21 protein-coding genes and 2 pseudogenes are annotated in these 26,141 nt (G+C 57.0%); 14 read left to right on the top strand and 9 right to left on the bottom strand.

All coding sequences use genetic code 11. The annotated features are described in order from the left end of the window. Nucleotides 1-12: 12 nt before the first annotated feature. The 3 genes and pseudogenes from J3P73_RS18940 to J3P73_RS18930 form a co-directional block, all read right to left on the bottom strand. A complete protein-coding gene (locus J3P73_RS18940; RefSeq protein WP_027689248.1) occupies nucleotides 13-318 on the bottom strand; it encodes a hypothetical protein in 306 nt (101 codons plus the stop codon). A 118-nt stretch (nucleotides 319-436) separates the two neighbouring features. Beyond that, nucleotides 437-1,864 carry a mannose-1-phosphate guanylyltransferase/mannose-6-phosphate isomerase gene (locus J3P73_RS18935; RefSeq protein WP_018074644.1) on the bottom strand — a complete coding sequence of 476 codons (1,428 nt, stop codon included), beginning with the start codon at nucleotides 1,862-1,864 and terminating at the stop codon, nucleotides 437-439. 51 nt (nucleotides 1,865-1,915) lie between these two features. After that, a pseudogene (locus J3P73_RS18930) lies at nucleotides 1,916-3,328 on the bottom strand (phosphomannomutase); the annotation flags it as partial. A gap of 238 nt (nucleotides 3,329-3,566) precedes the next feature. Between J3P73_RS18930 and ung the strand changes: the two are divergent. The 3 genes from ung to J3P73_RS18915 all read left to right on the top strand — a co-directional run bounded on the left by ung (nucleotide 3,567) and on the right by J3P73_RS18915 (nucleotide 5,957). Then, nucleotides 3,567-4,268, top strand: coding sequence for a uracil-DNA glycosylase (gene ung / locus J3P73_RS18925; RefSeq protein ID WP_027689247.1), 702 nt, complete (start codon nucleotides 3,567-3,569; stop codon nucleotides 4,266-4,268). Between the two features lie 139 nt (nucleotides 4,269-4,407). Beyond that, nucleotides 4,408-5,340 (top strand): VOC family protein, encoded by a 933-nt coding sequence (locus J3P73_RS18920; RefSeq protein WP_207579682.1) that lies wholly within the window; start codon nucleotides 4,408-4,410, stop codon nucleotides 5,338-5,340. 11 nt (nucleotides 5,341-5,351) lie between these two features. After that, complete coding sequence (locus J3P73_RS18915) at nucleotides 5,352-5,957, top strand: alpha/beta hydrolase (protein ID WP_130662064.1); 606 nt, start codon at nucleotides 5,352-5,354, stop codon at nucleotides 5,955-5,957. A 206-nt stretch (nucleotides 5,958-6,163) separates the two neighbouring features. Here J3P73_RS18915 and J3P73_RS18910 read toward each other — a convergent pair whose 3' ends face one another. Continuing rightward, nucleotides 6,164-6,367, bottom strand: a complete 204-nt coding sequence (locus tag J3P73_RS18910) for a KTSC domain-containing protein (protein ID WP_018446824.1) — start codon at nucleotides 6,365-6,367, stop codon at nucleotides 6,164-6,166. Between the two features lie 332 nt (nucleotides 6,368-6,699). Between J3P73_RS18910 and J3P73_RS18905 the strand changes: the two are divergent. Together J3P73_RS18905 and J3P73_RS18900 are read left to right on the top strand one after the other, a co-directional pair. Then, a pseudogene (locus J3P73_RS18905) lies at nucleotides 6,700-7,341 on the top strand (TolC family protein); the annotation flags it as partial. Then, on the top strand, nucleotides 7,342-8,133 hold the full coding sequence (locus tag J3P73_RS18900; RefSeq protein WP_024319420.1) for a metallophosphoesterase family protein: 792 nt from the start codon (nucleotides 7,342-7,344) through the stop codon (nucleotides 8,131-8,133). Between the two features lie 120 nt (nucleotides 8,134-8,253). Here J3P73_RS18900 and J3P73_RS18895 read toward each other — a convergent pair whose 3' ends face one another. After that, nucleotides 8,254-9,582: a UDP-glucose dehydrogenase family protein gene (locus J3P73_RS18895; RefSeq protein WP_018073786.1), complete on the bottom strand. Its 1,329-nt coding sequence runs from the start codon at nucleotides 9,580-9,582 to the stop codon at nucleotides 8,254-8,256. A 269-nt stretch (nucleotides 9,583-9,851) separates the two neighbouring features. Further along, complete coding sequence (locus J3P73_RS18890) at nucleotides 9,852-10,451, bottom strand: transglutaminase-like cysteine peptidase (RefSeq protein ID WP_024319421.1); 600 nt, start codon at nucleotides 10,449-10,451, stop codon at nucleotides 9,852-9,854. Nucleotides 10,452-10,759: 308 nt separating this feature from the next. Here J3P73_RS18890 and J3P73_RS18885 point away from each other — a divergent pair, with 308 nt between their 5' ends. From J3P73_RS18885 to J3P73_RS18865, 5 genes are all read left to right on the top strand, one after another. Beyond that, on the top strand, nucleotides 10,760-12,184 hold the full coding sequence (locus tag J3P73_RS18885; protein ID WP_130693097.1) for an O-antigen ligase family protein: 1,425 nt from the start codon (nucleotides 10,760-10,762) through the stop codon (nucleotides 12,182-12,184). A 288-nt stretch (nucleotides 12,185-12,472) separates the two neighbouring features. Then, complete coding sequence (locus J3P73_RS18880) at nucleotides 12,473-13,684, top strand: SLBB domain-containing protein (RefSeq protein WP_032988630.1); 1,212 nt, start codon at nucleotides 12,473-12,475, stop codon at nucleotides 13,682-13,684. 80 nt (nucleotides 13,685-13,764) lie between these two features. Then, nucleotides 13,765-14,469 (top strand): hypothetical protein, encoded by a 705-nt coding sequence (locus J3P73_RS18875; RefSeq protein WP_029767213.1) that lies wholly within the window; start codon nucleotides 13,765-13,767, stop codon nucleotides 14,467-14,469. A 51-nt stretch (nucleotides 14,470-14,520) separates the two neighbouring features. After that, complete coding sequence (locus tag J3P73_RS18870) at nucleotides 14,521-16,797, top strand: polysaccharide biosynthesis tyrosine autokinase (protein WP_018073790.1); 2,277 nt, start codon at nucleotides 14,521-14,523, stop codon at nucleotides 16,795-16,797. Continuing rightward, entirely contained in the window at nucleotides 16,797-17,501 is a 705-nt protein-coding gene (locus tag J3P73_RS18865; RefSeq protein WP_207579681.1) for a hypothetical protein, read from the top strand. Before J3P73_RS18870 ends, J3P73_RS18865 begins: the two co-directional genes overlap by 1 nt. Nucleotides 17,502-17,736: 235 nt before the next feature. On the opposite strand, the gene rapA2 is transcribed toward J3P73_RS18865, so the two are convergent. Then, a complete protein-coding gene (gene rapA2, locus J3P73_RS18860) occupies nucleotides 17,737-18,435 on the bottom strand; it encodes a calcium-binding lectin RapA2 (RefSeq protein ID WP_018481614.1) in 699 nt (232 codons plus the stop codon). Between the two features lie 679 nt (nucleotides 18,436-19,114). On the opposite strand from rapA2, the gene J3P73_RS18855 reads away from it, so the two are divergent. The 4 genes from J3P73_RS18855 (at nucleotide 19,115) to J3P73_RS18840 (ending at nucleotide 25,121) form a co-directional block, all read left to right on the top strand. Beyond that, nucleotides 19,115-20,725 (top strand): right-handed parallel beta-helix repeat-containing protein, encoded by a 1,611-nt coding sequence (locus tag J3P73_RS18855; protein WP_130692447.1) that lies wholly within the window; start codon nucleotides 19,115-19,117, stop codon nucleotides 20,723-20,725. A 463-nt stretch (nucleotides 20,726-21,188) separates the two neighbouring features. Continuing rightward, entirely contained in the window at nucleotides 21,189-22,955 is a 1,767-nt protein-coding gene (locus J3P73_RS18850; protein WP_018073794.1) for a type I secretion system permease/ATPase, read from the top strand. Between the two features lie 15 nt (nucleotides 22,956-22,970). Further along, entirely contained in the window at nucleotides 22,971-24,278 is a 1,308-nt protein-coding gene (locus J3P73_RS18845; protein ID WP_018073795.1) for an HlyD family type I secretion periplasmic adaptor subunit, read from the top strand. Between the two features lie 147 nt (nucleotides 24,279-24,425). Further along, the gene (locus J3P73_RS18840) at nucleotides 24,426-25,121 is read left to right on the top strand and encodes an SGNH/GDSL hydrolase family protein (protein ID WP_207580013.1); all 696 of its coding nucleotides are present in this window, start codon (nucleotides 24,426-24,428) and stop codon (nucleotides 25,119-25,121) included. Between the two features lie 45 nt (nucleotides 25,122-25,166). Here the strand turns inward: J3P73_RS18840 and J3P73_RS18835 are convergent, their stop codons facing one another. Then, a complete protein-coding gene (locus J3P73_RS18835; protein ID WP_130692445.1) occupies nucleotides 25,167-25,643 on the bottom strand; it encodes a glycosyltransferase in 477 nt (158 codons plus the stop codon). After that, the gene (locus J3P73_RS18830) at nucleotides 25,640-26,098 is read right to left on the bottom strand and encodes a glycosyltransferase family protein (protein WP_018073798.1); all 459 of its coding nucleotides are present in this window, start codon (nucleotides 26,096-26,098) and stop codon (nucleotides 25,640-25,642) included. The genes J3P73_RS18835 and J3P73_RS18830 overlap by 4 nt, the downstream gene beginning before the upstream one ends. Nucleotides 26,099-26,141: the final 43 nt, after the last annotated feature.

Here is a 26,141-nt window from a genome sequence, read left to right as displayed (position 1 = left end):
TGGGGGTCTAAATCAGAATCTGGTTCGGCCGCCCTTTTTGTCGATCATCTGAAAGGTCTTGCCGTCGGTCTTCACGTTGACGCAGTCGGTCTTCTTGCTGGGGAACAGGACGCACACCTGGCCATTGTTTATCTTGTAGCCATTCTTATTGCCGTCGCGATATTCGTAGCCGTTCTTGCCTTCTTTCAGTTCAGACGTGCCGGGCAGGTGCTGGCGAATTTCCGACTCGCTTGCCGCTCTCATGCTTGCCGTTTCGGCAAACGCCATTCCCGGCACCATGATTGCAAGAAATCCAGCAAGGACGGTCAGGGTACGCATCAGGGGGGTATCTCCGGTCATGTCTGTCGGTACATCCATTCTACGAGAACCCCAAGAGGAAATTCAACAGCGAGATGGTCGCGCCGGAAAAGGCCCGACCATCGCTCCGGTTGCGATTTTACGTTCTTCCGAACTCATCAACGATACGGATGATGTCGTCCTCGCCGAGATAGGAACCCGTCTGCACCTCGATGAGCTCGAGAAGGATCTTTCCGGGGTTGGCGAGGCGGTGGACTTCGCCGAGCGGAATATAGACGCTCTCATTCTCACGCAGCATCCGCACTGTCTCACCGACGGTCACCTCGGCCGTTCCCTTGACGACGATCCAGTGTTCGGAGCGATGGTGGTGTTTTTGCAGCGAAAGCTTCTTGCCCGGTGTAACGAAGATGCGCTTCACCTGGAAGCGATCGCCGTTGAAGATGGAGGTATAGCCGCCCCAGGGGCGATAGGATGTCGGATGGGTTTCGGTGAATTTCGCGGTGGCGGACGTGGACGCCAGCAGCTTGACCAATTGCCCGACGTTCTGGCTGTCTTTGAGCGGCCCGACATAGACGGCGTCTTCGCTGGCGATGACGGCGACATCATCCATGCCCTGGACGGCAAGATGCACGCCATGCGTCATGACGAGCGAGTTGCGGGTATTGACCACGGTGGTGTTTGCGGCGGCGACGTTGCCGTTACCGTCGCGTGCGCCTGATTTCCAGACGGCATCCCAGCTTCCCATATCAGACCATTTGAAGGGCGAGGGGACAACGGCGGCCTTGGAGGTCTTTTCCATGATCGCGTAGTCGATGGAGATGTCGGGGCTCTTGGCGAAATGGTCGGCGTCGAGGCGGGTGAAATCGAGGTCGCGGCTTGCCTTCGAAACGGCCTTGCTGGCCGCCTTCAGCACGTCAGGCGCATATTCCTGCAGTTCGGCAACGAGTTCCGCCACCGGGAACATGAAGATGCCGGAGTTCCAGTAGAAGCCGCCGGCGGCGAGCATCTGCTCGGCCTTCTCAAGTGCCGGCTTTTCGACGAAGCGCTTGACCTTGTGCGCACCGTTTTTGAGCGCATCGCCGATCTCGATATAGCCGTAACCTGTCGCCGGCTCCGTCGGAGTGATGCCGAAAGTCACGAGCTTGCCGTCGGCTGCGGCATCGCGGGCGATGCGGATGCAATCGAAATAGGTCTCATCGGCCAGGATCTCGTGATCCGAGGCGAGCATCTGGATGATGGTGTTCTTGCCGAACAGCTCGCCGGCAAGCGTAGCGGCGGCGGCCACCGCTGCCGCGGTGTTGCGGGCAACCGGTTCGAGCAGGACGGCGGCGAGCGGGATGGCGAGCTCGCGGGCCTGCTCGGCGACCAGGAAGCGGAATTCCTCATTGGTGACGACGATCGCGGCTTCATAGAGATCCGGATTGGAAACGCGGTCGAGGGTCTCCTGAAACAGCGTCTTGTCACCGACGAACTGGATGAACTGTTTCGGTGCGGTGGCACGGGAAAGCGGCCAGAGCCGGGTGCCTTTGCCGCCGGCCATGATCACGGGAACGATTTTCTGCGTCATAGGCGGGTTCCTTGAAAAAAGCGTGTTCGTCGCATGTTTAGCGGGTGTCTCCGCCCAGTCTCGTATACGGGTCAGCCCGGCGGTCAGAAGATCCAGGGCTGCGGTCTCGCTCTCGGCTTCCACGTAGCAGCGCATTTCCGGCGCATTGCCGGACGGGCGGAAATGGATGATCCTGCCGTCCCTCAGTGTTACGCGAAGTCCGTCGATGTCGGACTTCGCAGCCACCTCGCCGATCGGCTGCAGGAAAGCCGAAAGATTTTCATCGGTGGCACGCAGATACTGCATCAGCGCCGCGCTCGTCTCGACCGGAAAATTCTCCAGGCGGTCGGCGGCGGCAAATGGCAGATGATAGGAGGCGGCAACGGCCGAAAGCGGTTGCTTGCGGGTGGCGGCGAGCGACAGGATCGCGAGCATCGGGATAAAACAATCGCGTGTCGGCAAGGCACGCACGTTCCGGCCGTTGATATCAAAGGCGGTTGCGGTCAGCAGTCCGCCATTGGCTTCAAAGCCCATGACATGATCCTTGCCGGCCGCCACGGCCTCTTCCATGCCTGAAATGACGAAGGGTGAGCCGACGCGGGTGCGCCGCACGGCGAAAGAGCCCGCGGCCTCGATGCCCGAATTGGAGGTAACCGGTGTCACCACCGTGCCGGCACCGAGGAAATTGGCTGCCACAAGGCCGAGAAGGTCACCGCGCAGCGGCGTGCCGGTTTCGTCTGCGACCAGCGGACGGTCGCCGTCGCCATCGGTCGAGACGATCGCATCGAACTTGTGCTCGGACACCCAACGCTTCATCAGCGCGATCGTCTCGTCGGAAACGGCTTCGGTGTCGACGGGAATGAAACTCTCCGAACGTCCAAGAGCGGTGATCTCGGCGCCGTAATGGGCGAGAACGTCAACCAGCAGGTCGCGGGCGACGCTGCTGTGCTGGTAGACACCGATCTTCAGGCCGGACAGCGCGTTTTGCGGAAGCAGGGCGGCATTGCGTTCGAAAAAGAGCTGCCGGCAGATCGCTTCATGCTCCTCCGTCTCGGCCAGCGCCTGCGTCACCGTTTCACCGGTTCGCTCGATCTCGGCCGCCAATGCGGTGATATCAGCCTCGTCCGATTTGTCGATCTCGCCATCCGGGCGATAGAATTTGATGCCATTGCGGTCGGCCGGAATATGCGAGCCCGTCACCATCAGACATGCGGCGTTGCTTTCGAGACCATAAAGGGCAAGGGCGGGTGTGGGGACATTGCCGCAGTCGAATACCCGAAAGCCGAGCGCGGCAAGCGCACCGGCACAATTTCCCGAGATTTCAGGGCTTGAATCGCGAAAATCGCGGCCGATCAGAATGACGTCGCCAGCCCGCGCCTCGCCGGTCTGCAGCAGATATTTGCCGAACGCGGTGGCGTAGAGGGCAGAGGCGCGTCCCTTGAGATCGACTGAAAGTCCGCGAAGGCCGCTCGTGCCGAATTTCATAGGAAGACATGGCTCCGATTTCACCATCAAGGTTCTACTCAGGCCGCCCGCCGGCGTAAATACCGAAGCTGTCATATAGTTAAACACGGACGACGATGTTTCGAGCAGGCTTTTACAATCTTCACTCGCCGAGTTCGCAAGACATAGACCATCGCCAAGGCGACAGGCATTGCAGCCTATATCGATTTTGCTAGAACCGTGTGTCCGTTGTTTTGTCCTATGCGAAGGATTTTCCCAGATGAGCGATACATCCGTCAGTCTCGAGGAGAGCTGGAAGGCTGCGCTGGAGGGGGAATTTTCCAGCCCCTACATGCAACAGCTCAAGTCTTTCCTCGTCGCGCAAAAGCAGGCCGGCAAGCGGATTTTCCCCAAGGGCAGCGAATATTTCCGCGCCCTTGATCTGACGCCGATCTCCAACGTCAAGGCCGTCATCCTCGGCCAGGATCCCTATCATGGACTCGGGCAAGCCCATGGGCTGTGTTTCAGTGTCCGGCCGGGCGTGCGCATACCGCCGTCCCTCGTCAATATCTACAAGGAGATGGAGACGGATCTCAGCATAGCGCCGGCACGGCACGGTTTTCTCGAACATTGGGCAAGACAGGGCGTGCTCCTGCTGAACAGCGTGCTGACCGTCGAGGAAGGGCAGGCAGCGGCCCATCAGGGCAAGGGGTGGGAGCGCTTCACCGACGCCGTCATCCGCAAGGTCAACGATGAATGTGAATCCGTCGTCTTCATGCTCTGGGGTTCCTATGCCCAGCGCAAGGCCGCCTTCGTCGATACGACGCGACATCTCGTGCTCAGGGCGCCACATCCCTCGCCGCTTTCGGCCCATAACGGGTTTTTTGGCTGCGGGCATTTTTCAAAGGCGAATGCCTTTCTGCAGTCGCGCGAGCGCACGCCGATCGACTGGCAATTGCCGGCCAATCCGCAGGATTTCTGAGTTTTCCTGAACGCTGACCGCGGATCGTTCACAAAAAGAAGACGATGCGTTGTGGTCGGCGGGTCTATTCCGCGGGCGCCGGAAAGCGCATTTATGGCCCATCGAAAGCCCGCAACGGCGGGCATGAAAGGGGTCTCAAATGCTCGATCAGATCAAGGGTCTGCATCACGTCACGTCGATGGCGCAGGACGCCCGCACCAACAACCAGTTTTTCACCAATGCGCTCGGCCTGCGCCGCGTCAAGAAGACTGTCAATTTCGACGCGCCTGACGTTTATCACCTCTATTACGGTGACGAGACCGGCACACCCGGCAGCGTAGTGACCTATTTCCCGTTCCCGAAGATGGCGCAGGGTCGTCCCGGCACAGGCGAGGTCGGCACGACGGTGTTTTCCGTTCCCAAGGGTTCGCTCGGTTTCTGGAGCGATCGGTTCAGCACGCTTGGTATCGACGGGCTGAAGGCTGAGGAAAGTTTCGGCGAGAAACGCCTGAATTTTTCCGGTCCCGACGGTGACGGTTTCGCGCTTGTTGAAGTTGAGGACGATAACCGCCAGCCCTGGACGCATGGCGGCATCAGCGAGGACCTTGCCATTCGCGGCTTCCATTCCGTTGCCATGCGGCTGCGGGACGAGGGCGCCACGGCCGAACTCTTGAAGTTCATGGGCTATCAGCTCCAGGACGAGAAGGACGGCGTCAAGCGGCTGATCATGCCTGCCGGTAATGGCGCCCATCTCATCGATCTCGAAACCATGCCGAACATCGCCCGTGCGCTGCCCGGCGCCGGCTCGGTTCATCATGTCGCCTTCGCCGTCGAAAACCGCGAGAAGCAGCTCGAAGTGCGCAAGGCGCTGATGGACACGGGTTATCAGGTCACGCCGGTGATCGACCGCGACTACTTCTGGGCGATCTATTTTCGCACGCCGGGCGGCGTGCTGTTCGAGGTCGCGACCAATGAGCCAGGTTTCGACCACGACGAGGACACTGCCCATCTCGGCGAAGCCCTGAAACTGCCGCAGCAGCACAACCATCTTCGCGCGCTGCTCGAGCAGCACCTGCAGCCGCTCGAAGCGTAAGGAGAGGCGATATGACCGAAACTGGATATGTGCACCGGCTGCATGCCGGTGCACCTGATAAACCTATCCTGCTGGTGCTGCACGGCACCGGTGGCGACGAAAACCAGTTTTTCGACTTCGGTCGGCGCCTGCTGCCGGAAGCGACGATTCTCTCCCCGCGCGGCGATGTTTCCGAACACGGCGCGGCGCGGTTCTTTCGCCGCACCGGGGAAGGGGTCTACGACATGCCCGACCTTTCGCGCGCGACCGAGAAGATGGCTGCCTACGTCAAGGCATTCGCTGACGAGTACCAGGCTTCCAAGATTCTCGGTTTGGGATTTTCGAACGGTGCAAATATTCTTGCCAACGTGCTGATCGAGAAGGGTATCTTCGATGCCGCGGTTTTGATGCACCCGCTCATTCCGTTTCAGCCCGAAGCCCAGGTAACGCTTGTGGGAAGAAAGGTGCTGGTGACGGCGGGACAACGGGATCCGATCGCTCCCGTCTCCATGACCGAGGCGCTGTCCGAACATCTGAAAAACCGAGAGGCGGAGGTCAGGGTGGTCTGGCACCCCGGCGGTCACGAAATTGCGCCGCTCGAGATCGATGCGGTCCGCGATTTCCTCGGCAATTATTGACCGCGCGCGCCGCGGCAGCGCCGCGTCTTTTTAGACGCGCAAAGGACGCTGTAGCATTTTGAAGTGCAACATAATTTGTCCTTCAATCGATTCCGATTCAAGGAATTATGCAAGTAGCTGGCGGGAGACTGATTTGCGGGACCGGCGAATGCCGGTCCCGCATCTTTGCTGGAACGATGATCCCATCGTCCGTTCTCGATAAGGCATTAGGGACGGGGAGGATATTTGCCCCTGATTGCCTTCATATAAAAATTTCCTGGCGATTCCGCCATCGTCAATCCGACGACGACACCCTTGGGAACGCCTTCATATTCTCGCCTCTGACCGTTGGTCAGATAGACCCTTAGATGCCGGCTGTCTTCGTCGTAGGTGATCGCCTCGATAAGCTTCGAATCAACCGCAGTTTCCACTTTGCACCCCGCAGTTTAGGATCTGAGATTCCTGATCAAGAATGTCATTCACGCTCGCAACGCGCCATCATTATGCTGCGCCGCAATGGCGTCAAGCGTGATCTGCTTTAACGTTCATTTTTTCCTGCGGTCTCTCGTTATAGTTGATTTTTGCAGCTTTTCGAAGGTCACGCCTGTGGAAATCCAATACCTGTGGCTCCCCCATTTGGGGAATATTAGCCGATAATGTCGCGAGAAACGCAATAATCGCCGGCTTAACGCCGGATTAATCATCATATAGCAAACTATAGCGTAATATTAACCGCAGCACCCTCCCAAGCATGAATGATTACATCCGCAAGGCGGAGCGTGACCTCGCCGCTGCAACGGCCAATATCGGAGCTGCCGAGTCGCAGCTTTATCCGAGCATCACTCTCAGTGCTTCGATCTCGCCGTCATTCATAAAACAAGCGGGTAGCGCGGCCGGTGGCCTGACCACCTGGTCCTTCAGGCCGACCCTCAACCTGCCGATCTTCGATGGCGGACGGCTGCGCGCGAATGCGGAGATGACGAGATCCGGTGCGAAGGTGCAGTATCTCGTGTGGAAGCAGACTGTTCTGACCGCCCTCGAAGAGGTTGAGCGCGCGCTATCATCCGTTCACCGCGACGCGCAAACCGTTCAGGCGCTGCGGGCGCAGGTCAGGACGACGCAGGAGACTCTTGCGCTTTCGATCGGGAGCTACAAGGATGGACAATCATCCTTGCATGATGTGCTGGATGCGCAGCCCTCGGTCGCGACCAGCCAGGCGAGCTTGGCGCAGGCGGTGCAGCAGATGGCGAAGGATTATGTCGTTCTGAATATGGCAATCCGGTTACAACTTCGATGGGGCCGCGATCCGGCCAATTTTCTTATGCAGACTGAGCCTCATGCCGTGGCAGCGATGGATAAGAGATGGATTATTTCCGGCAGCCCGCCATTCAGTCGGGTCTCATAAATGGGTTACATGTTTAACTATCTAGGGCCGTGGCGACGACACATACCGATACTGGCCGGCAACCTTAACAGACGCGCTCGGCTGACGTTTGCCGAAGGCGAATTCGCTGCGGTCTACGCGATGAGCGATGTTCACGGATGTTATAACGAGCTGGTCGAGGCGCATCGCCGCATCGTCGAGGATGCCGCGCGCTTCCCGGGGCCGAAACTCATCGTCATGCTCGGTGACTATGTCGATCGCGGGCCTGATTCGAGTGCGGTGCTGGAGTTCCTGAGCAAGACCCCGCCGCCGGGATTTCAGCGCTTCGTCCTGTGCGGCAATCACGACGCGGAGCTGGTCAAACTCTACCGCAAGCCGGCGCGCATTCTCGAATGGCTCGGCTTTGCCGGAACGGAGACGCTGCACTCATACGGTATCGACATCGAGCATCTGCTGCAGTCGGCGGCCGGAAGCGAAACAATTGCCCGCGTCATCCGCAACATGATACCCGAGCGGCATATCAAATTCCTGGAATCGCTGCCGATCATGCTGCGGATAGGAAGAGTCGTCTTTGTTCATGCGGGCATCAAGCCGGGCATCGACCTCAAAAAGCAGAAAGACAGCGACCTCATGTGGATCCGTCAGCCCTTCCTGGATGAAGGCCCGCAGCTTCCTGTCCTCGTGATCCACGGGCATACCCCGGCACGAATCCCGACATTCGGGCCGCAACGCATCGGTATCGACACGGCGGTTTCGGCGACGGGCCGGCTGACGGTGCTGACGATAAAGGGGACGCGAGTCGGCATCCTTTAAATCGGCGAACATGGGGCCGTCCGAAAACCACTGCACGCTTTTGCGCGACATGCTTAAAACCAAACGCCGCGGGACTTGCGCTCCGCGGCGTCAGGACGATCAGATGTTCAGGAGGCTATCTCAGGCGCCGGTCACGTCCTGATAAAGGTTGGTGCCGATGCCGGTATAGGTAAAGCCGTGTTTGCGGACCTCGTCGCTGCGGTAGATATTGCGCAGATCGACCAGGATCGGAGTGCGCATCGACTGCTTCAGGCGATTGAAATCGAGCGCGCGGAACTGGTTCCATTCGGTGACGATGACAATCGCATCCGCACCAGCGGCCGCCTCGTAGGGTCCGCTCGCATATTCGATGTTCTCGATCACCTTGCGGGCGTTTTCCATACCCTCGGGATCGTAGCCGACCACTTGCGCGCCGTTGTCCTGCAGGGTCTGGATGACCGCGATCGCCGGGCTGTCGCGCATGTCGTCGGTGTTCGGTTTGAAAGTCAGGCCGAGGATCGCGATCTTCTTGCCGCGAATGTCTCCGCCGACGGCCGAAATGACTTTGCGTCCCATCGCCCGCTTGCGGTTGTCATTGATCGAGATCGTCGTCTCAATGAGACGCATCGGCGCGTCGTAATCCTGCGCCGTCTTGGCAAGAGCAAGCGTATCCTTGGGGAAGCACGAGCCGCCGTAACCCGGGCCGGCATGCAGGAACTTGGAGCCGATACGGCCATCGAGACCGATGCCGCGCGAAACGTCCTGGACGTTTGCGTCGACCCGCTCGCAGAGATCGGCAATCTCGTTGATGAAGGTGATCTTCATCGCGAGAAATGCATTGGCCGCATATTTGATCAGTTCCGAGGTGCGGCGAGTGGTAAAGACCAGGGGTGCCTGGTTGAGGTAAAGCGGGCGATAGACCTCGGTCATGGTTTCGCGTGCCCGGTCGTCGTTCAGCCCGACGACGATACGGTCAGGACGCTTGAAATCCTCGATGGCGGCGCCTTCGCGCAGGAATTCCGGATTGGAAACGACGGCGACATCTGCCGCGGGATTGGTTTCGCGCATGATCCGCTCGACCTCGTCACCCGTGCCGACCGGCACCGTCGACTTGGTGACGATAACTGTGAAGCCTTCCACATAGGTGGCGATCTCGCGTGCAGCGGCGTAGACATAGGAGAGATCCGCGTGGCCGTCGCCGCGTCGGGACGGTGTGCCGACAGCGATGAACACGACGTCGGCGCTGCGGACACTTTCGCCGACATCGGTCGAAAAGGACAGCCGGCCGGTGCTGGTATTTTCGGCGACCAGTTGCTCGAGACCCGGCTCGTAGATCGGAATGCGGCCTTCGCGAAGGGCTTCGATCTTACTCAGATCCTTGTCGACGCAGATGACGTCGTGGCCGAAATCCGCAAAGCAAACGCCTGAAACGAGGCCGACATAGCCTGATCCAATCATCGTGATGCGCATATTTCCCTCAAATCATTAGAGTAGAACGTCATGCTGCGTCGCAGCATGACGTTCGTCATAGTTAATCTGGACGAAAAGACAATACCGAAGATCGCCTGAAACCCACATCGAAAATCGAACTCCGGGCACCGCAGCTTGCCGCGCGCTGCCCCGTCGATAGCCAAAACATAGGTTTGTGTGGGCGATATGACAAGTCGAGCGGCTCGTCAGAGCACGCTCGACTTCAATCCGGAAACAGGATCAATCAGTCTATGTCGCTGCCTCGGTTGTTATAGCCGGTACCAGACGTAGGGGTCTGTTCCCGATTGAATCTTGTCCCAGCGCAGATCGGTATCGCGCCAGTTCTTGATGCTGCTTTTCCTGTTGTCGAGGACGAGGTCGCCCTTGTCGGTTCTGACCACGAGGACCGCATGTCCTTCACCGGAGGGTGTATATGCCGTTGCGATTCGCAAAGCGCGCGACGACCAGCCCATCGCGATCAGCCGACTGCGCTTGGTCAACGCGAAATCTTCGCAATCGCCGCTGCGAACATTCACCTTCCAGACGTCGCCATTCAGTTCGTTGCGGGAGTCGTTCCGGCCGATCATCGTACGATTGACGGCGGTGTTGACATCCTTTAGTTGCAGCATTTGCTTGTCCGTCAGTGCAACGACCGCCAAACCATTGTTGTCGCGGCATTCGGTCGGGTTCTGGGCGCAGAACAGCACCTGGGCGAAAGGCGGAATGATCTTGCCTTTTTCAGAGATATAACTGACCGCCGAATTACCGGTCAGACCGCGGGCAAAACCTGCGGGACCGGCGGCAAATGCCGAGCACGCATTGCCTGCTGTAAGGGCCAGTGCCAGAAGTGTAACGAAAGTTTTCTTCATCTCTTAAATCCCCGTCAGGACAACCGATTGAGATCAGGCTTGCCTTTTTTCTCGGTCAATGGCATGGCGATCTGATGATCTGCCAAGTATTGGGCGCAGAATATCTGTCCCGTTTCTGCTGCTTGGAAGGAGCATAGCCAGGCCTTGTCTCGATTGGCTTAAACCTTTCGCGACAATTTTACACGATGTGGAATTCTGTTACACTTTAGCACGCAAGTGCTTGATGTTCAACTTATGTTAGTACGAGTAAATTAATCTCTTCGGTTGCAATGGCTTTGGTCGCCGCCTACTCTGGTAAACGAATTCACATGTTCTCCAACCTCATCAATAAGCGGGTCTTGCGAGAGGTTTTGCTTTTTGCCTTCATCGGCCTCGTTATATTGACGCTCATACCGTTCGGGAGCGTTACACCCTTTCCTTTCGCCTTCGCCGCGATCGGGATGTTTGCCCTCGCCATCATTTCGGGACTGCTGTTCGGAGAGCCGAGACAAAGCAGATGGGTTTTCAGTATCGCTTTGTTTCTACTCGTCGTCCTGGCGGGCTGGGCGTTCATCCAAACCATCGAACTGCCCGCCAATTGGTTGGCGAATCCCGCCTGGAATGCCGCGCGTGACCTGGCAGGTGCCCAGTCCGCGGCGATCTCGGTCGAACCGGCCGACACGTTCGCGTCGATCCTCCGGGTCGCCCTGCCTTTCGTCACGTTCCTGACCGGGCTCCTCTTATGCGATACCGATCAGCGCGCGAGAAAAGTGCTTGCCGGCCTCGGGCTTTCGGCGGGCATCATCGCTGTTTTCGGCCTGCTGCAGTTTTTGCTGTTTCCCAGCATCCTGATCGTCATCGAGAAACATGCCTACCTCGACAGCCTGACCGCGGTCTTCGTCAACCGCAATACCGCCGCGACCTTCCTCGGGCTTGGAACGCTGCTCATGCTGACCCTGGTCAGGGACATTGCCCGTGCCTATTCGAACTATCCGCCCGGTGAGCCGGGCCGAAACGCGCTTCTCTTGCGATCGTGGGTCTATATCCTGCTCTTGTGCGCATGCTTCACCGCGCTGATGCTCAGCCGCTCGCGCGCCGGGATATTTGCGACCTTTGTTGCCGCTCTCATCTATTTTCCGTGGCTTGTCATCAATTGGAACGGCTCGAGGCGTCATCTGAGACCGGCGTCAAGATGGCGTTCGATGCTGAAGCTCCTCTCGGCGATTGTCTTCGTCGTAGTGTTACTGACGATGTTTGCAGGCCAGGCGATTTTGCGTGCGCAAGAGCGGCTGCTCGAGGATGATGATCGGTTTTGCATCCTGCCGGGCATATGGCGTGCCATTTCGGATCATTGGTTGACGGGAACCGGGCTCGGTACCTTTCGGACCGTGTTTTCTGCCTACCGCGATCCGGCCTGTGGAATTTTCGGGATCTTCGATCGCGCACACAATTTCTATCTCGAAGGGTTTCTGGGCCTCGGAATATTGTTCCCCATTGCGGCCGTCCTTGTCCTCTCGGTACTTGCAAGAGTGTTTTGGCGCGGGCTCGTCCAAAGGCGGCGTCTGAGGCACTATGTTCTTCTTGGTCTAGCGGCGACGGTTTTGGTCGCCCTTCATGCGGCGGTCGATTTTTCGCTGCAGATACCGGGTTTTGCGGTGTTTTACTCCGCCTTCCTCAGTGCGGTTGTCGCGATAAGCCTCGGGCGTAGCAACGGAGAGGCGGACATGGCATATGAGCGGCCGTTAACCACTTAAAGTTTAAATGGATGGATTTTAATAAGATTTTCGGAAAAGATCGATTGTGCAGGTGCGAACGGTTGACTCTGAAACCCAAGAAATTTTATAGCGGGTGCAGCCTTCGGATTGTTGCGGCGCAAGAAAAGTCGCACCGGGGCCGTTTTTCGCTTCCTAAGGGCTCGACGTTGCCAGCCTGCCACAGTTAGGGGAATGTTAATCGGCTTTCAGTGTTATTGATCGGGGATCGTCTTGTATTTTGTCAGATTGCGGAGCAGTAGCTTCAGAGGCGTCAACACAGGGTATTCTATGGGTTGTTCTCGTATCAGTAGTACACGCGTCGCCATTGTTGTAGCGCTAACGACTATATTGGCAAGCTGCACATCGTTGCCAAGATCCGGTCCCGATCACAAAGATGTTGATCGCGATGCAGCCGTGAAAGTGACAACCAAGGAGCGTCGCGTCGGTATCGACTACGCCCTGATTGATCTCAGCAAGAACGTCCTGTCGTATTTTACCGCTCCCCAGCCAACATCCTTCAAAGGTTTTGGTGGTGGTCGAGGCGGGGCGCCCGAAATTCCGCTCGGTTTCGGTGATGTCGTTTCGGTTGCCATCTTCGAGGCTCAGTCGGGCGGTCTTTTCATTCCGTCCGATGCAGGTAGCCGACCCGGCAATTACATCTCGCTGCCAGAGCAGACCATCGATAGAAACGGAACGATCACAATTCCCTATGCAGGCCGGGTTCCGGCTGCCGGTCGCCTGAAGGAGACCGTAGAGCAGGACGTCGAGGATCGCCTGGCAAGCCGCGCGATCGAGCCGCAGGTGGTTATAACCACAACCACAAGCCGCTCCAGTCAGGTTGCCGTGCTCGGTGATGTCAACAATCCCCAGCGCGTCGAGATCAGCCCGGCCGGTGAGCGCGTTCTGGATGTCATTTCCGCCGCGGGTGGTTTGACGACCAACAATATCGAAACGAATGTGACGCTGCAGCGTCGTGGCAAGACGGCAACCGTCGCCTACACTACGCTATTGAAGAACCCGGCCGAAAATATTTATGTTGCGCCGGATGACACGATTTCGATCGATCATGAGCGTCGCACATATCTTGCGCTCGGCGCCGCAGGCACCAGCGGTCGCTTCGATTTCGAAGAGTCTGATCTGACCCTTGGAGAGGCAATCGCCAAGGCGGGCGGCCTGCGCGACGACCGCGCTGATCCGGCACAGGTCCTGCTCTACCGCCTTGTCCCCAAGAAAACGGTTGCAGCGATGCACGTGGACGCGACGAGGTTTACCGGTGAAACGGTTCCGGTAATCATCCGCGCGAATCTTCGCGATCCGGCAACCTTGTTTGCTGTTCAGCAATTCAAGATGGAAGACAAGGATATTATCTATATTTCCAATTCGGCCTCTGTTGAACTGGTCAAGTTCCTTGACATCGTAAACTCGGTATCGTCCACTATTTCCGGAGTGGCCGACGATGCCAACGATACCAGCAATGCGGTCCAGGATCTTGGAAATTGATTGACATAGGCGGGCCGTCATCGATCGCGAATGATCAGTGAGGGCGGCCTATATAGCGGATTTGATGAAGGACTGTGGTTATGGCAAGGTCTGGTGTTTATCGTAAGCTTGCGTATAGCGGAATCGTCGTCGCGATGTTTGCCGGCATGAATTCAAGCGCTTTTGCGGCAGCTTGTTTGGGTCCGGCAAGTCTGACTTCCGTCGATGTCGGCGGATTTACCGCTAGCCCTGCCGTTCTGCTCGACATGTCCGATCCGTTGGTTTTGTCATCGCGTGTTCGCGCGCTGGTCGGAAGCAGCAATGATGCGCTGTCGCCAGTGATCGAGCAGGCAAAGAAGGCCAGTGCTGCACAGATGGCGGCTATCGGCTCCGGTCTCGCGCGGGCCGCAAACAGCTGCCAGGTAACGGATCCGCAATTCAAGCTGGCGATCGAAAAGGCCGTTGCCGAGGCGACTATTGCCGATCCCAACCTCGCGCCGCTGCTTGCCGCCTTTGCAAAGGTCCTTGCCGAAGGCGGGACCGCAGCTCTTGGTCCGGGTGCAAGTGCCGCCGCCGCATCCGGCATCGGCAATGATGGGCAAGTTGGACAAACCGGGCCTGGAGCGGACGATGGTACGCCGTTCGACGGCGCTGCCACAACTGCGGGTACACTGAAGGTCTCGAATGCCGGCGCAGATGATTCATCGTCGACTTCAACGACGACGATCGTCAGCATCGGAGCGGCTGGGCAGTCGTCCACCGATCCGACGCAGTCGACGAGTCAGAGTGTCCCGGTCATACAATAGCTGGAATTGCCCGTAGATCTTAGCACTTGACGCTTTTGTTGGAGATCGAAATTGCTATCGCCAGATAAACTTACGCCGCGTATCGACCCCTCCCGCGATACGGGAAACGAAGCTGACTTCATCGATTTCGACAAGCTCATCGCAATCGCCCGCCGACAGTGGCGGATGGTTGCGGCGTGCGGTTTCGCCTTCGCCATTCTCGGCATTGTGTATGTCCTGACTTCGGTGCCTGTCTACACCGCCGACACGAGCGTGCTGATCGACCGCAGCGATAGTCAGGTGATCAATCAGCTGGCGGCTTTCGGCCAGATGGACGATGACGAAGGTACTGTCCTCAGTCAGGTTGAGCTTTTGAAGTCCGACACGATCGCCTATGCTGTTGTCGACAAGCTGAAACTCGTCGACAATCCGGAGTTCATGGGACCGAAGAGCTCGCTTTTTTCTGTCTCAACGTTGAAATCCTTCATGAATTTTCGGTCGTGGTTTGCCGACGACGCAGTCGTCGCCCCCGATCCGGAAATGAGGCGGCGAGGCGCTGCGGAGACTGTCGCTGGCAATATCGATGTCGAACGCGTCGGCCGCTCCTACGTCCTCGATGTCAGCTATACCGCGCAGTCGCCCGGCCTGGCGCGTGATATCGCGGCTGGGATCGCCGACGTCTATCTGGTCGACAAGCTCAATTCCAAATACGAGGCGACGCGCCGGGCCGGCCAATGGCTGCAGGAGCGCATCGAAGAGCTCCGGCAGCAGGCGCTGGACACCGACCTTGCGGTTCAAAAATTCCGCGGCGAGCATGGGCTTGTCGAGGCCGGATCCGGTACGCTGATTAGCGAGCAGCAGCTTTCCGAAATCAACACCCAATTGATCAATGCGCAGGCCGAGACAGCGAAGGCCGAGGCAAGATATGCCCGCGTCAAGTCGATCATCGACGCCAAGCAGACCGATGCGATCGTCACGGATGTGCTCGACAGCTCGATTTCGAACGACCTACGCAAGAAATATCTGGAAGCTTCCAAGCTAGAGACCGAAATTGAGGCCCGGCTCGGTCCCGATCACGTCCAGGCGGTTCGGCTTCGTGCGGAAATGGAAGAATATAAGAGGCTCATGTTCGATGAGTTGAATCGCATCGCCGAAAGCTACCAAAGCGAGCTGCAGGTCGCGAAATCGCGGGAAAATTCTCTGCGCGACAGTGTGACACAGGCGACGGGCGTAGCCGCAACGGCCGGCGAAACGCAGGTGCAGCTTCGCGAGCTGGAGCGCACGCGCGATACCTATAAGAATCTCTATCAGAGCTTCTTGACGCGCTATCAGGAAGCAATTCAACAGCAGAGCTTTCCGATTACCGCTGCTCGCATCATCACGACGGCGGAGACGCCGACGAAGCCGAGCGCTCCGAAGAGAGCTCTCGTCGTGGCTTTCGCGATGTTCGTGGGATGTGCATTTGGCAGTGGTATAGCCGCCTTCCGCGAATTCCGGGATCGGTTCTTCCGCACCGGCGACGATGTCCGTGACGTGCTCGATGTCGAGTCTCTCGGTGTCATGCCGCTGATTGAAAATAACGTCGACGATCCGACGCTCGTTGATCCCGGCAATCCGCGAAGCATTGCCAGGGGCGGGAAGACCACGACCTATGTCGAGGAGCATCCGCTCTCGGCATTTGCCGAGACGCTTCGAAGCGCCAAGATAGCCATCGACCTCAGTGCTGCCGATCAGCGCTGCAAGGTCATCGGCGTCGTGTCGAGCTTGCCTGGCGAGGGGAAGTCGACGACATCCATCAATTTTGCCAAGCTCCTGGCAATGCAGGGTGCGCGTTGCCTGCTTATCGACGGCGACATGCGCAATCCTGGTGCTACCCGGGCGATCGGCCGCCATGCCGAGGCCGGCTTGCTCGAGGCGATCGTTGACAGCCGCCCGCTCAAGGATCTGATCCTTCTCGATCCCAAAACAAAGCTCGCATTTTTGCCGACGGTGGCACGGTATCGTGTCCCGCATTCGTCGGAGCTGCTTGCGTCACGCGGCATGGATCAGCTTCTTCAAACGGCACGTCAAAGCTTCGATTATATTATCGTCGACCTGCCGCCCTTGGCGCCGGTTGTGGATGCACGCGCCATCAATTCGAAGCTGGATGCGGTGGTTTTCGTTATCGAGTGGGGAAAGACATCGCGCAAGGTCGTGCAGTCGACCTTGCTGTCCGAGCCGGAACTCTATGCGAAATGCGTCGGTACTATATTGACCAAGGTGGACCCGTCGCAGATGAAACTTTACCGGACATTCGGTTCGAGCGAGTATTATTATAAGCGTTATTCGCGATACTATACCGAAAGCTGATGTTCCGCGGTCAGTTCGTTTCGGTTACCAGAATCGCTTTCGTTATCGTCACCGTCGTCTTTGTGGTGCTGGCCGGTCGAGAGCTCTCCGCTTCGATAAGAACGGCCAGCACCTCGATCGTCGCCGAAAGGATCGAGCGCGGAGAGACGGTCGCGGATGACGTCGTGACCAAATATGCGGTGCGTAGTGTCGACGTCGTTGACGGTCATTATTGCCGATCAGACATTGTGGCTGCTGGCGTAACCCTCGTTCTGGCGCAACTCGATCGGCAGAATGTCAATGTCAACTACGACGCCTGGGCCGTTGCAGCGTCCAGTGCGCGCCAGTATCTGCGGTATGCGCTTTCGTGCATGCCGACGAACAGCAATTTTTGGCTTCGCCTTGCGGCCGTGCAGTCGAGAATTGCGGAAGAGCCGGTCGCGATTGCGGGAATGATGAAGCGTTCGGTTGTGCTCGCCCCCTACGACCAGGTGATGATTCTGACGCGGTTTTATTTCTGGAACGATTTTACCGATGCAACGCTTGCCGCGGCAAAGCGCGCGCTCGATAGCGATCTTACGACGATGCTGAAACTGGGCGATCGTTGCAGGGTCAACGCCACGATAAAAGAGATTAGCCCACAGCTTCGTCCAATCTTCGATCAAACCTGGACGAGCGTTGGAGAGGCTGCGACGGCGCGGTTCCGACAGCGTTGCAGCAAGTAAATCACCGAGGCGGTTTTCAAAGACAGTTCCAAGCTCCAAAACGGCAGTGAACCAACGCCCGATGGAATATAATCGTGCTGTTCTGGAGGCAGTTCCGAGCTCCGCTGAAGTTAGCGGTCCATCTGGTTGCCGGCAGCCGCGCACGACGGCTCATTCTCTTGACCGGAGCTCAACTTGTATAAAACAACGCCCGCTGCTTACGCGGCGGGCTTTGTTTTTGATTGGCTATTGATGATCAGACTTCTGCGTCCGCGCCAGTGATGTTGAGTGTCAGAACGCCGACGTCGGTGTGGCCTTCGCCGTCAGAGATCTTGTAGAACTGGACGGTTTCCGTGACGTGATCGCCCGCAGCAACATCTACTGCCAGATCATAGGTAAATGTTCCATCCGCTTTGACATGGAACGTGCCATACGTGCCGGCGACATCGGTCGTTGCGCTTGGATCGCCGTTTACGGTCGTGGCGCCGAACTGGCGGAGGAAGAGATGACCATTGTCGCCGGCAATGTCGTTATCCAGGGCGTTGCCGCCGATGGCGTCGCCTTCTGTGAAGCTGTAGTGGTCGTCGACGGCGATCGGCTTTACCTGGGTTACGCCCTGAATGTTCAGCGTGAACAGGCCGACATCGGTATGACCGCTGCCGTCGGAAATTTTGTACGAGACCTTCTCCTGGAGCAATTCACCATTGGTGAAGTTGACCTTGGCAGCGTCGCTCAGGACATAGGTGTAACTACCGTCAGGCTTGACGAAGAAGGTGCCGTAGTCGCCTTGGATCTCTGTGATCTGGCTGTTGCCGCTCTTGGCGCCAACGCTCGCACCGTCGAAGGCGCGCAGGAACAGGTGTCCGTTATCGGATGAATCGTTGGAAAGCAGATTTCCTGAAATGGCGTCAGTTTCCAGGAATGTTGCACTATCGTCGGTTGCGTGAACAGCCATCGGTTCTCTCCTTGAATTGTTCTTTGCTAGGTCAATTCTGACCTTTAGCGAGCTGCCCGATTAAGGATATCTTAATACAGAGAGTCAAGGGTGTAATTAACAGCAAGTGAACATTTTGGGGTGTATCGTACAATAATGACACACCTGGAACTCGCATAAGATAATGAAACGCCGGAGGATTGTTGCGTTAAAAATAAGTGAAAGTGTCAAATGACAGATACGAATCCATTTTTCTTCAGGAGAGAAGAATGTTTATTCAAAGGCAATTTATAAAAATACGTTGATGTTCAGATGTGCAGATGAGATATTGACATAATCACTACGGGCTATGGCGTGACATTTTTTGTTGCTCGCTCGATCTCATGATTTTCAGCGAAGTAACTGATGTCGCGCTCTTGTCACATATGTTTATCAAGTAAGCTTTCTTTCGAGGCGCAATTTTCGCAAATTAATATGCGTGCCCTGGAAGATAGTCTTAATGCCACTGCTGATGTCAGGTAACCTGTCCATAATTGTGCATCGCAACTTTTTTTGCAACGCGAAATATTCGAGAAGCGAAGATATTTTGTAGAGGATGTAAGAATTGTCGCGAGATAGAACGCATTTTAGTGTTCCATTTTAGGAGGCGGAGAGAAGTCTGCAGGTAAAAGATTTTCCAGTATCTTTGGGAGATCATGGCGTGACCGTCTACTATGTAAATTCGGCAACGGGATCCAATCAGAATAGTGGGATGAGCGAGCAGTCGGCTTTCGCGACGCTTTCCGCGGTCGAATCCTTGAGGCTAAAGCCGGGAGACAGCGTGCTGCTTGCCGCCGGAAGCGTGTTTAACGAGCAATTCGACCTGAAATACTCCGGCACTGTCAGCTCTCCGATTACCATTGGCAGTTACGGCGTTGGCGATGCGCCGGTCATTCACAGTAGCAATGACGGCATCCACGGCTCGAAGGCTTCAAACATCATCGTGGAGAACATCAAGATTGCTGATACCGGCGGTGCGGCGATATATGCGGGAAATGTCTCTAACTGGACCGTCCGCAACGTCGAGGTCGAAAATACCGGACTTGCCGGCAAGCCTGGTTCCGTCAATTTCCAGAGCAGTCAGAACATTACCATCGAGAACAGCAAGATTTCCGGCGTGAACGGAGACGGCATCTGGATGGATAAAGTGATTGGCGTTACCATCGTTAATAACCTGGTCATTAACAGCCAAGGCGCTGCGGCAGACGCCGTTCAGTTGAACGACAGCAGCAATATCCTGATCAAGGGTAACCACCTGGAGCAGACGGAGACCAATAGCGCAAAGGGCGTCCTGGTGCTTGTTCGGGCTGTAAATGCGGTGGTCGAGGACAACACCGTGGTCGGTGGCGGTTTCGGGATAGGTGCCAACGCAGGCAAGAATATCGCCATCCACGACAATGACATTTCGGGATATGGTGGTTACAGCTGGTCTTTCGGCATCGGCCTTGGCGACCAGGGCGATGCGACAAACTATGATATCAGTGGAAACTATATTCATAACGGCGTCTGGGGCGTGTCGATCAGCGCTGCAGGTTACCCAAGTTATACACGCACGGATATCGATATTCATGGTAATGTCTTTGACGACCTGTCGTCCTCGGCGCTGAAGGTCGACAGGCCTGCATCCGGCTCTTTCCATGATAATATCATCGACAGCGTGGTGTCGACGTTGACAATGCCGGTCGCAATTGCCCTCCAGAGCACCTTCCTGATCAACGACAATAAAACGCTGGAGCAAGCGCAGGCCGAACTCGACGCTACGACTGGCAACGCCCCGTCCACCAATGAGACGCCTACCACACCGGTTGTGGAGCCGCATGTCGAACCGTCAACACCGTCGCAGACAAGCACTCCGGCGCCGGCGACCGAAGCGCAGGTTTCCACCGCACCCACCGTCGCCGTTCCCAAGATTGTCGCAGCCCATGACAGCCTGAAGATCTCGACGGATACGGGCAGCGCCTATCATGGCAACCTCCTCGAAAACGATAGCGCAATCAATGGAACCGTGCTGCTTCGTCGCTTCGGTGACAGTGCAGTGGACAAGCATGGCCTGACGCTGACGGGGAAATACGGCGTCATCCATGTGGAGAGCGACGGTGATTACACGTATACGGTCGATGCGGTGAAAATCGCCGGTCTCAGCGGAAAGGTCAGCGAATCCTTCCAATATAAGATTTCTGACGGCGCTTCTCACGTCGATAGCGACTCGCTCGGCGTGTATATAAATGTGGACGCGTTCCATAGCAGCCAAGCATCGCACCTGCTGGTTTGAATCACGCCAAAGAGAGCGCCGGCCCGCTGTTCAACATCTGAAAGCTTGATGATGAAGGGGTGTCGGCGGTCGAAGGCGCGGATAAAAAAATAGTTCCGCCGTTCATAGGAAAAATGAACTATAGATTGAATTTATAGTTAACGCCCCAGTAAACGTCGCGCATATGCGCGCGATACGTTCATCTCTCTGCGCCGTTGTTGGGCAATTTGCGATTTTCACTTGCTTAGGTTGGTATATTTAGCGTAGCGTCAAGTCAGAATCCCTGAAGCCGCTCGTTATAAATTGGAATTTTTGGTCACTTTTTGGTTGGATTCATGTAATAGGTCGTGGGCTTGCAAGCGGGTCCGGCGCCGGTGTCGGGGTCCAAGGCAGTCGTGTCACTGATCGGGCGTGATGGACCCGGAGCTGGAGTGTGCGCCGGCATATTTGCTTTCGTGCGATGCGGTAAGAGAGGGATTATTTCGTGTTTCAGAATTCAGCAGCTGATGTCAGCGAGCCATCCAAAGCATTAAGGAAATGCAAGGGGGGGCTTGTTTTCATTGGAATAGCAAGCGCGCTTATCAATATCCTATACCTTACAAGTTCATTTTTTATGCTTGAGGTGTATGACCGGGTCATCCCCAGCAAAAGCATACCTTCGCTGGCTGTCCTGGCAATACTTGCGTTAATGCTTTACTGTTTTCAAGGAGCGTTCGAAGTTCTGCGAAGCAGGATGCTTGTGCGTGTTGCCGGTGCGCTTGACGAGATGGTGAACGGACGTGTGTTCCGCGCGCTGATCAAGGCTCCGTTGAAGGTCAAAATCGGCGGCGACGGGCTTCAGCCGTTGCGCGACTTCGACCAGATCAGAACCTTCCTGTCCGGTATGGGCCCGACAGCGATGTTCGATCTGCCCTGGTTGCCGTTCTATATCGTGATCTGCTTCCTCTTTCATCCGGCGATCGGATATATCGCGATCGGTGGATCGCTGGTTCTCGCCATCCTGACGTTCATGACCAATCAGGGAACGCGTACGCTCTCAAAGAAGCAATCTGACTCCGCCAATATGCGGAATGCCTTCGCGCAGACCTCGATCCGCAACTCCGAGGTTATTCACGCCATGGGCATGGCAGGCACGATGGCCGAAATCTGGGACCGCAAGAACAGTGAATACCGGACGATCACCCGGCAGGCATCGGATGTCGGCAACGGATATGCGACCTTGTCGAAGATTTTCCGTATTGCTTTGCAATCGGGAACGCTCGCGACAGGCGCAATCCTGGTCATTCAAGGGCAGGCCTCTTCGGGAATTATCATCGCGGGCTCGATATTGACCTCGCGCGCTCTGGCGCCTGTCGAAGCGGCGATCGGAAATTGGCGTGGTTTCGTTTCTGCTCAGCAGAGCTGGGCGCGGCTTTCGAGCCTGCTGAAAACCATTCCTGAGATTCCAGCCCCCCTTGCGCTCGCGGCTCCTACCAAGCAAGTCACTGTCGAAGGCTTGGCGAGCGGACCGCCGGCGGGCCAGCGCCTGGTCATCTCCGATGTCAGCTTCGGCTTGAGGGCGGGGAGCGCGCTTGGGGTCATTGGTTACAGTGCCTCGGGCAAGTCGTCGTTGGCACGGGCGATGATGGGCATCTGGCCGACCGTCAGAGGATCCATTCGTCTCGATGGCGCTGCGCTGGATCAGTGGGACGGCGACGCACTTGGCCGGCATATCGGTTATCTCCCGCAGGATGTGGAGCTTTTCTCGGGGACCGTCGCGCAGAATATCTGCCGTTTCGCGAAGGAGATGTCACCCGAGGTCGTGGTTGCCGCAGCGCGGGCGGCGCGTGTTCACGATCTTATTCTTCGTCTACCGAACGGTTACGAAACCGAAATCGGCGAAGGCGGTGCTGCACTTTCGGCCGGCCAGAGACAGCGTATCGCGCTGGCAAGAGCGCTTTACGGCGAACCATTCCTCGTCGTGCTCGACGAACCGAACTCCAATCTCGATGAAGAAGGCGAGCGGGCGCTGAGTGCCGCGATCATGAGCGTGCGGGCGCGCGGCGGCATTGTCGTTGTCATCGCACATCGGTCCGGCGTTCTGGCGGTCTGCGACTTCGTGCTGATGATGCAGGAAGGCCGTATGATCGCGTTTGGTCCCAAAGAGGAAGTTCTGGCAAGGGTCAGCCGGCCGGAAGCGGCGCGTACGCCGATTGCCGAGCGCGTGGCTCAGCTTAAAGTCGTGGTCGACGGCATGAATGCGGCCGAATAGGCCAGAAGGAAGATTGTGAGCAAGGTTATCAGTGAATCGAAACGCTCCCTCAATCGGCATGTTGCCGTTGTCGGGGTGTTGTCGATAGCCCTCGTTTGTGGCATCGGCGGTTGGGCGGCGACGACAGAGCTTTCGAGCGCAGTCATCGGCGAGGGCGTGATCGTCGTCGACGGCGATGTCAAGAAGATCCAGCACCTGACAGGTGGTATAGTGTCGGAATTGCTGGTCTCCGAAAACGACCATGTGACGGCAGGGCAGGTGCTGATACGTCTCGATGGAACGACGACCAGAGCGAACCTCTCGATTGTCGAAAGCACGCTCGCTCAGCTTTATGCGCGCCGTGCCCGTCTGAAGGCGGAACGGATCGGCGCCGAATCGTTCGAGGTCGAGGAAAACATCACCGATCTGACATCCAGCACCTCGGCGCAGAAGCTTCTCGATGGCGAGCAGAAGTTGTTCGACAGTCGCAGGTCGGCGCTTATCGGGATGAAGAGCCAGCTGGCATCGCGCAAGGATCAACTGGCCGAGCAGGTAAAGGGGTTGGTCGTTCAGATCAACGCCACCAATGATTCCCTGGGCTTGATCGAAGAGGAGCTTGGAGGCATTGATGTGCTCTATAAGAAGGGGCTGGTCACGCTTCAGCGTTTGAATCAGCTCAAGCGGGCACGTGCCGATCTCCAGGGCAACAGCGGCCAGGAAATTGCAGCAAAGGCGGAGGCCGAGGGCAAGGCAATCGAGATCGATCGCCAGTCGATCCAACTCGACGAGGATCGTCGTTCGGAGATCGCAAAGGACCTCACCGACGTCGAGGCGCAGATAGCCGAATATGAAGAGCGCCGCGGAACCGCGCTCGATCAGCTGCACCGTCTCGACATCACCGCGCCGCTGACCGGACGAGTTCACGAGCTTTCGGTTCACACCGTCAATGGCGTCATCGATCCCGGTCAGACGCTGATGCTCGTCGTGCCCGAAAACAACGAGCTTACGGTCGAGGCGAAAGTTGCCACCCGCGACATTGATCAGGTTCACGTCGGTCAGTCCGTCGATGTGCGTTTCAGCGCTTTCGATCAACGCACGACGCCTGACGTGAGCGGTGAGATTACCTCTATCGCTCCTGATATCGTCAAGGATGAGCGCACGGGCATTAGCTACTATCCCCTGCGCGTCAAGCCGAAACCTGAAAGCATCGCCAGGATGAAGACAATAAAGCTCTATCCCGGCATGCCGGCGGAGGTCTTTATCAAGATCGGCGACCGGACGGTTATATCCTATCTCACCAAGCCTCTGACCGATCAGATGCAGCACGTATTTCGTCAGGAGTGATTGGCGGCTGTTTCGCGTTAGGAGCCCCACGTCTTAAAGCAGCCGTTGTCATTCGCCGGGCTGGGGTTGGGTTATTTCGTGGCGCTTGAACAGAGGTATGAGCTTCCATTTCACGAAATTGTCTCAAGCCTGCTGCAGGGTCTCGCTATGATATGTTTGCGGCTTTGGCGAGCGGCGCCAATTGAGAGGCGACCGGCTTATGGACTGGTTCTGTTTCTGGCGTGTCTGGTGATGCTTTCAGCGACCAAAAACGGTTATGCCGATAGTCCTCCGCCGCTGAAAATAGTGGCCTTCGGAACATCCTTGACGGCCCGCGGGGGATGGCAGCCTGCCCTTGAGACAGAGCTTGCAGCCTGCCTGCACCGGCCTGTGAAGGTCGATAGTGTTGCGAAAAGCGGTGAAACGTCGCTGTGGGCTCTGACCCAGATCGATCGCGTCGTTGCCGAGCAGCCGGATATCATCCTGATTGAGCTCTACGCCAACGACGCAACGCTGCATCGGTTCGTGTCGCTTGCACAAAGCCGAAAGAATATCGGCGACATCCTCGACCAGCTTCGGCAGCGCCTGCCGCAAGCGCGGATTGTCGTCATGGCCATGAATCCGTTTTCAGGATTACGTGGGCTGATCCGCCCCTTTGTCGACAGCTACATCTCGGCACATCAGGCGGAGGCGCAAAAACGGGGCCTGGAGTTTGTCGACCACCGGCCCAACTGGGAGCGTCTTACGCCGGATGATCTGGTTACGGCAATTCCTGATGGCGCGCATCCTCTGCTCGACGTCGCCTCTAAAATCATCACGCCTGAACTCGTCAAACGCATCGCCGGCAACAACTGCGGAGAATGAAAAATTCTCTCACATGCCCGTCACAATCCGTGACGGCTTCCGGGTTCAGACGGCGGCAATATAATTTTTCAAGTAACTGACCAGCGAAGCCCGGCCGGCCTCAGACGAATCTTCGTCAGACGGACTATCCAGATCTTCGAGGAGATAGTTTTTGAGATCGTCATCGGTATGCGCGACATAGATACCCGGTCGGCCTGCGAGCTGGCCTACCGTGGCAAGCTGATGATCGTTTCGGTGCTCGCCGAGCGCCGCCTGTCGGGGAACGAGAATGATCGGCTTCCCAAAACGCTTGGCCGTCAGCACAGTGCCAATTCCCGCATGAGAGACGATGATGGTTGCATCGCGAAAGACCTTATCAAAGTCCTTCGGCTCGATATTTTTGATCCACTTCATGTTCTGTGGCGTGTAGCTGCCCCTGCCGATCTGTGCCAGAACCGGTTTGGACAGTTCCGTTGCGAATGTGTCGACGGCCTTGACGAGGCGATCGAATGGCAGCTGCGTTCCGACGGTGACGAGAATCAAAGGACAGCTCCTGCGTAGTGGGGGCCATCCGGCCGTGAAAGATGCTGCCATTGCGTGAGCCAGAGCGTCGCAATATGGCCAGCCAATTTTCCCGATAGGGAGAGCTTCTCGACATTGGCGACGCTATCGATCCAGATCGTTCGCTTGCCCATCAATTTGCCGGCAAGCAGGCAAAAAAGTCCGGGTGCGGCGCCGGTCGAGATAATAACGTCTGGCCTCTGCTTGATGACGATGGAGAAGGCGCTGAAAAAGCACCGGATCGACATTGTGATCGAGTCGCGGCTGCAATCGGGAAGCACCAGGCCGTCGCGAATGTCGTATTTGGCAAGCAGCCCTGGGATGGTTGTTGCAAAGACGATATCGCAGCCCTCGAATGCGCCGCGCATGGCCATCAGCTGTTCCCAATGGCCGCCTCCTGACGAGGCAGCGAGAACCTTCAATTTTTTCTCAGCCATAGACAGGCATCTCCTATATTTGACCGATGATAATAGCGCAAAA

This window comes from Rhizobium ruizarguesonis (genome assembly GCF_017357285.1).
Taxonomy (GTDB): Bacteria; Pseudomonadota; Alphaproteobacteria; order Rhizobiales; family Rhizobiaceae; genus Rhizobium; species Rhizobium ruizarguesonis.
This window is presented reverse-complemented; position numbering and strand designations above follow the sequence as displayed.

Excerpts from the sequence above, each read along its gene's own strand:
- J3P73_RS18915 (WP_130662064.1), top strand. The coding sequence starts at position 5,352 with ATGACCGAAACTGGATATGTGCACCGGCTGCATGCCGGTGCACCTGAT.
- J3P73_RS18940 (WP_027689248.1), bottom strand. The coding sequence starts at position 318 with ATGCGTACCCTGACCGTCCTTGCTGGATTTCTTGCAATCATGGTGCCG.
- J3P73_RS18890 (WP_024319421.1), bottom strand. The coding sequence starts at position 10,451 with ATGAAGAAAACTTTCGTTACACTTCTGGCACTGGCCCTTACAGCAGGC.
- J3P73_RS18900 (WP_024319420.1), top strand. The coding sequence starts at position 7,342 with ATGGGTTACATGTTTAACTATCTAGGGCCGTGGCGACGACACATACCG.
- J3P73_RS18935 (WP_018074644.1), bottom strand. The coding sequence starts at position 1,864 with ATGACGCAGAAAATCGTTCCCGTGATCATGGCCGGCGGCAAAGGCACC.
- J3P73_RS18875 (WP_029767213.1), top strand. The coding sequence starts at position 13,765 with ATGGCAAGGTCTGGTGTTTATCGTAAGCTTGCGTATAGCGGAATCGTC.
- rapA2 (WP_018481614.1), bottom strand. The coding sequence starts at position 18,435 with ATGGCTGTTCACGCAACCGACGATAGTGCAACATTCCTGGAAACTGAC.
- ung (WP_027689247.1), top strand. The coding sequence starts at position 3,567 with ATGAGCGATACATCCGTCAGTCTCGAGGAGAGCTGGAAGGCTGCGCTG.
- J3P73_RS18880 (WP_032988630.1), top strand. The coding sequence starts at position 12,473 with ATGGGTTGTTCTCGTATCAGTAGTACACGCGTCGCCATTGTTGTAGCG.
- J3P73_RS18865 (WP_207579681.1), top strand. The coding sequence starts at position 16,797 with ATGTTCCGCGGTCAGTTCGTTTCGGTTACCAGAATCGCTTTCGTTATC.
- J3P73_RS18885 (WP_130693097.1), top strand. The coding sequence starts at position 10,760 with ATGTTCTCCAACCTCATCAATAAGCGGGTCTTGCGAGAGGTTTTGCTT.
- J3P73_RS18895 (WP_018073786.1), bottom strand. The coding sequence starts at position 9,582 with ATGCGCATCACGATGATTGGATCAGGCTATGTCGGCCTCGTTTCAGGC.
- J3P73_RS18920 (WP_207579682.1), top strand. The coding sequence starts at position 4,408 with ATGCTCGATCAGATCAAGGGTCTGCATCACGTCACGTCGATGGCGCAG.
- J3P73_RS18840 (WP_207580013.1), top strand. The coding sequence starts at position 24,426 with ATGATATGTTTGCGGCTTTGGCGAGCGGCGCCAATTGAGAGGCGACCG.
- J3P73_RS18830 (WP_018073798.1), bottom strand. The coding sequence starts at position 26,098 with ATGGCTGAGAAAAAATTGAAGGTTCTCGCTGCCTCGTCAGGAGGCGGC.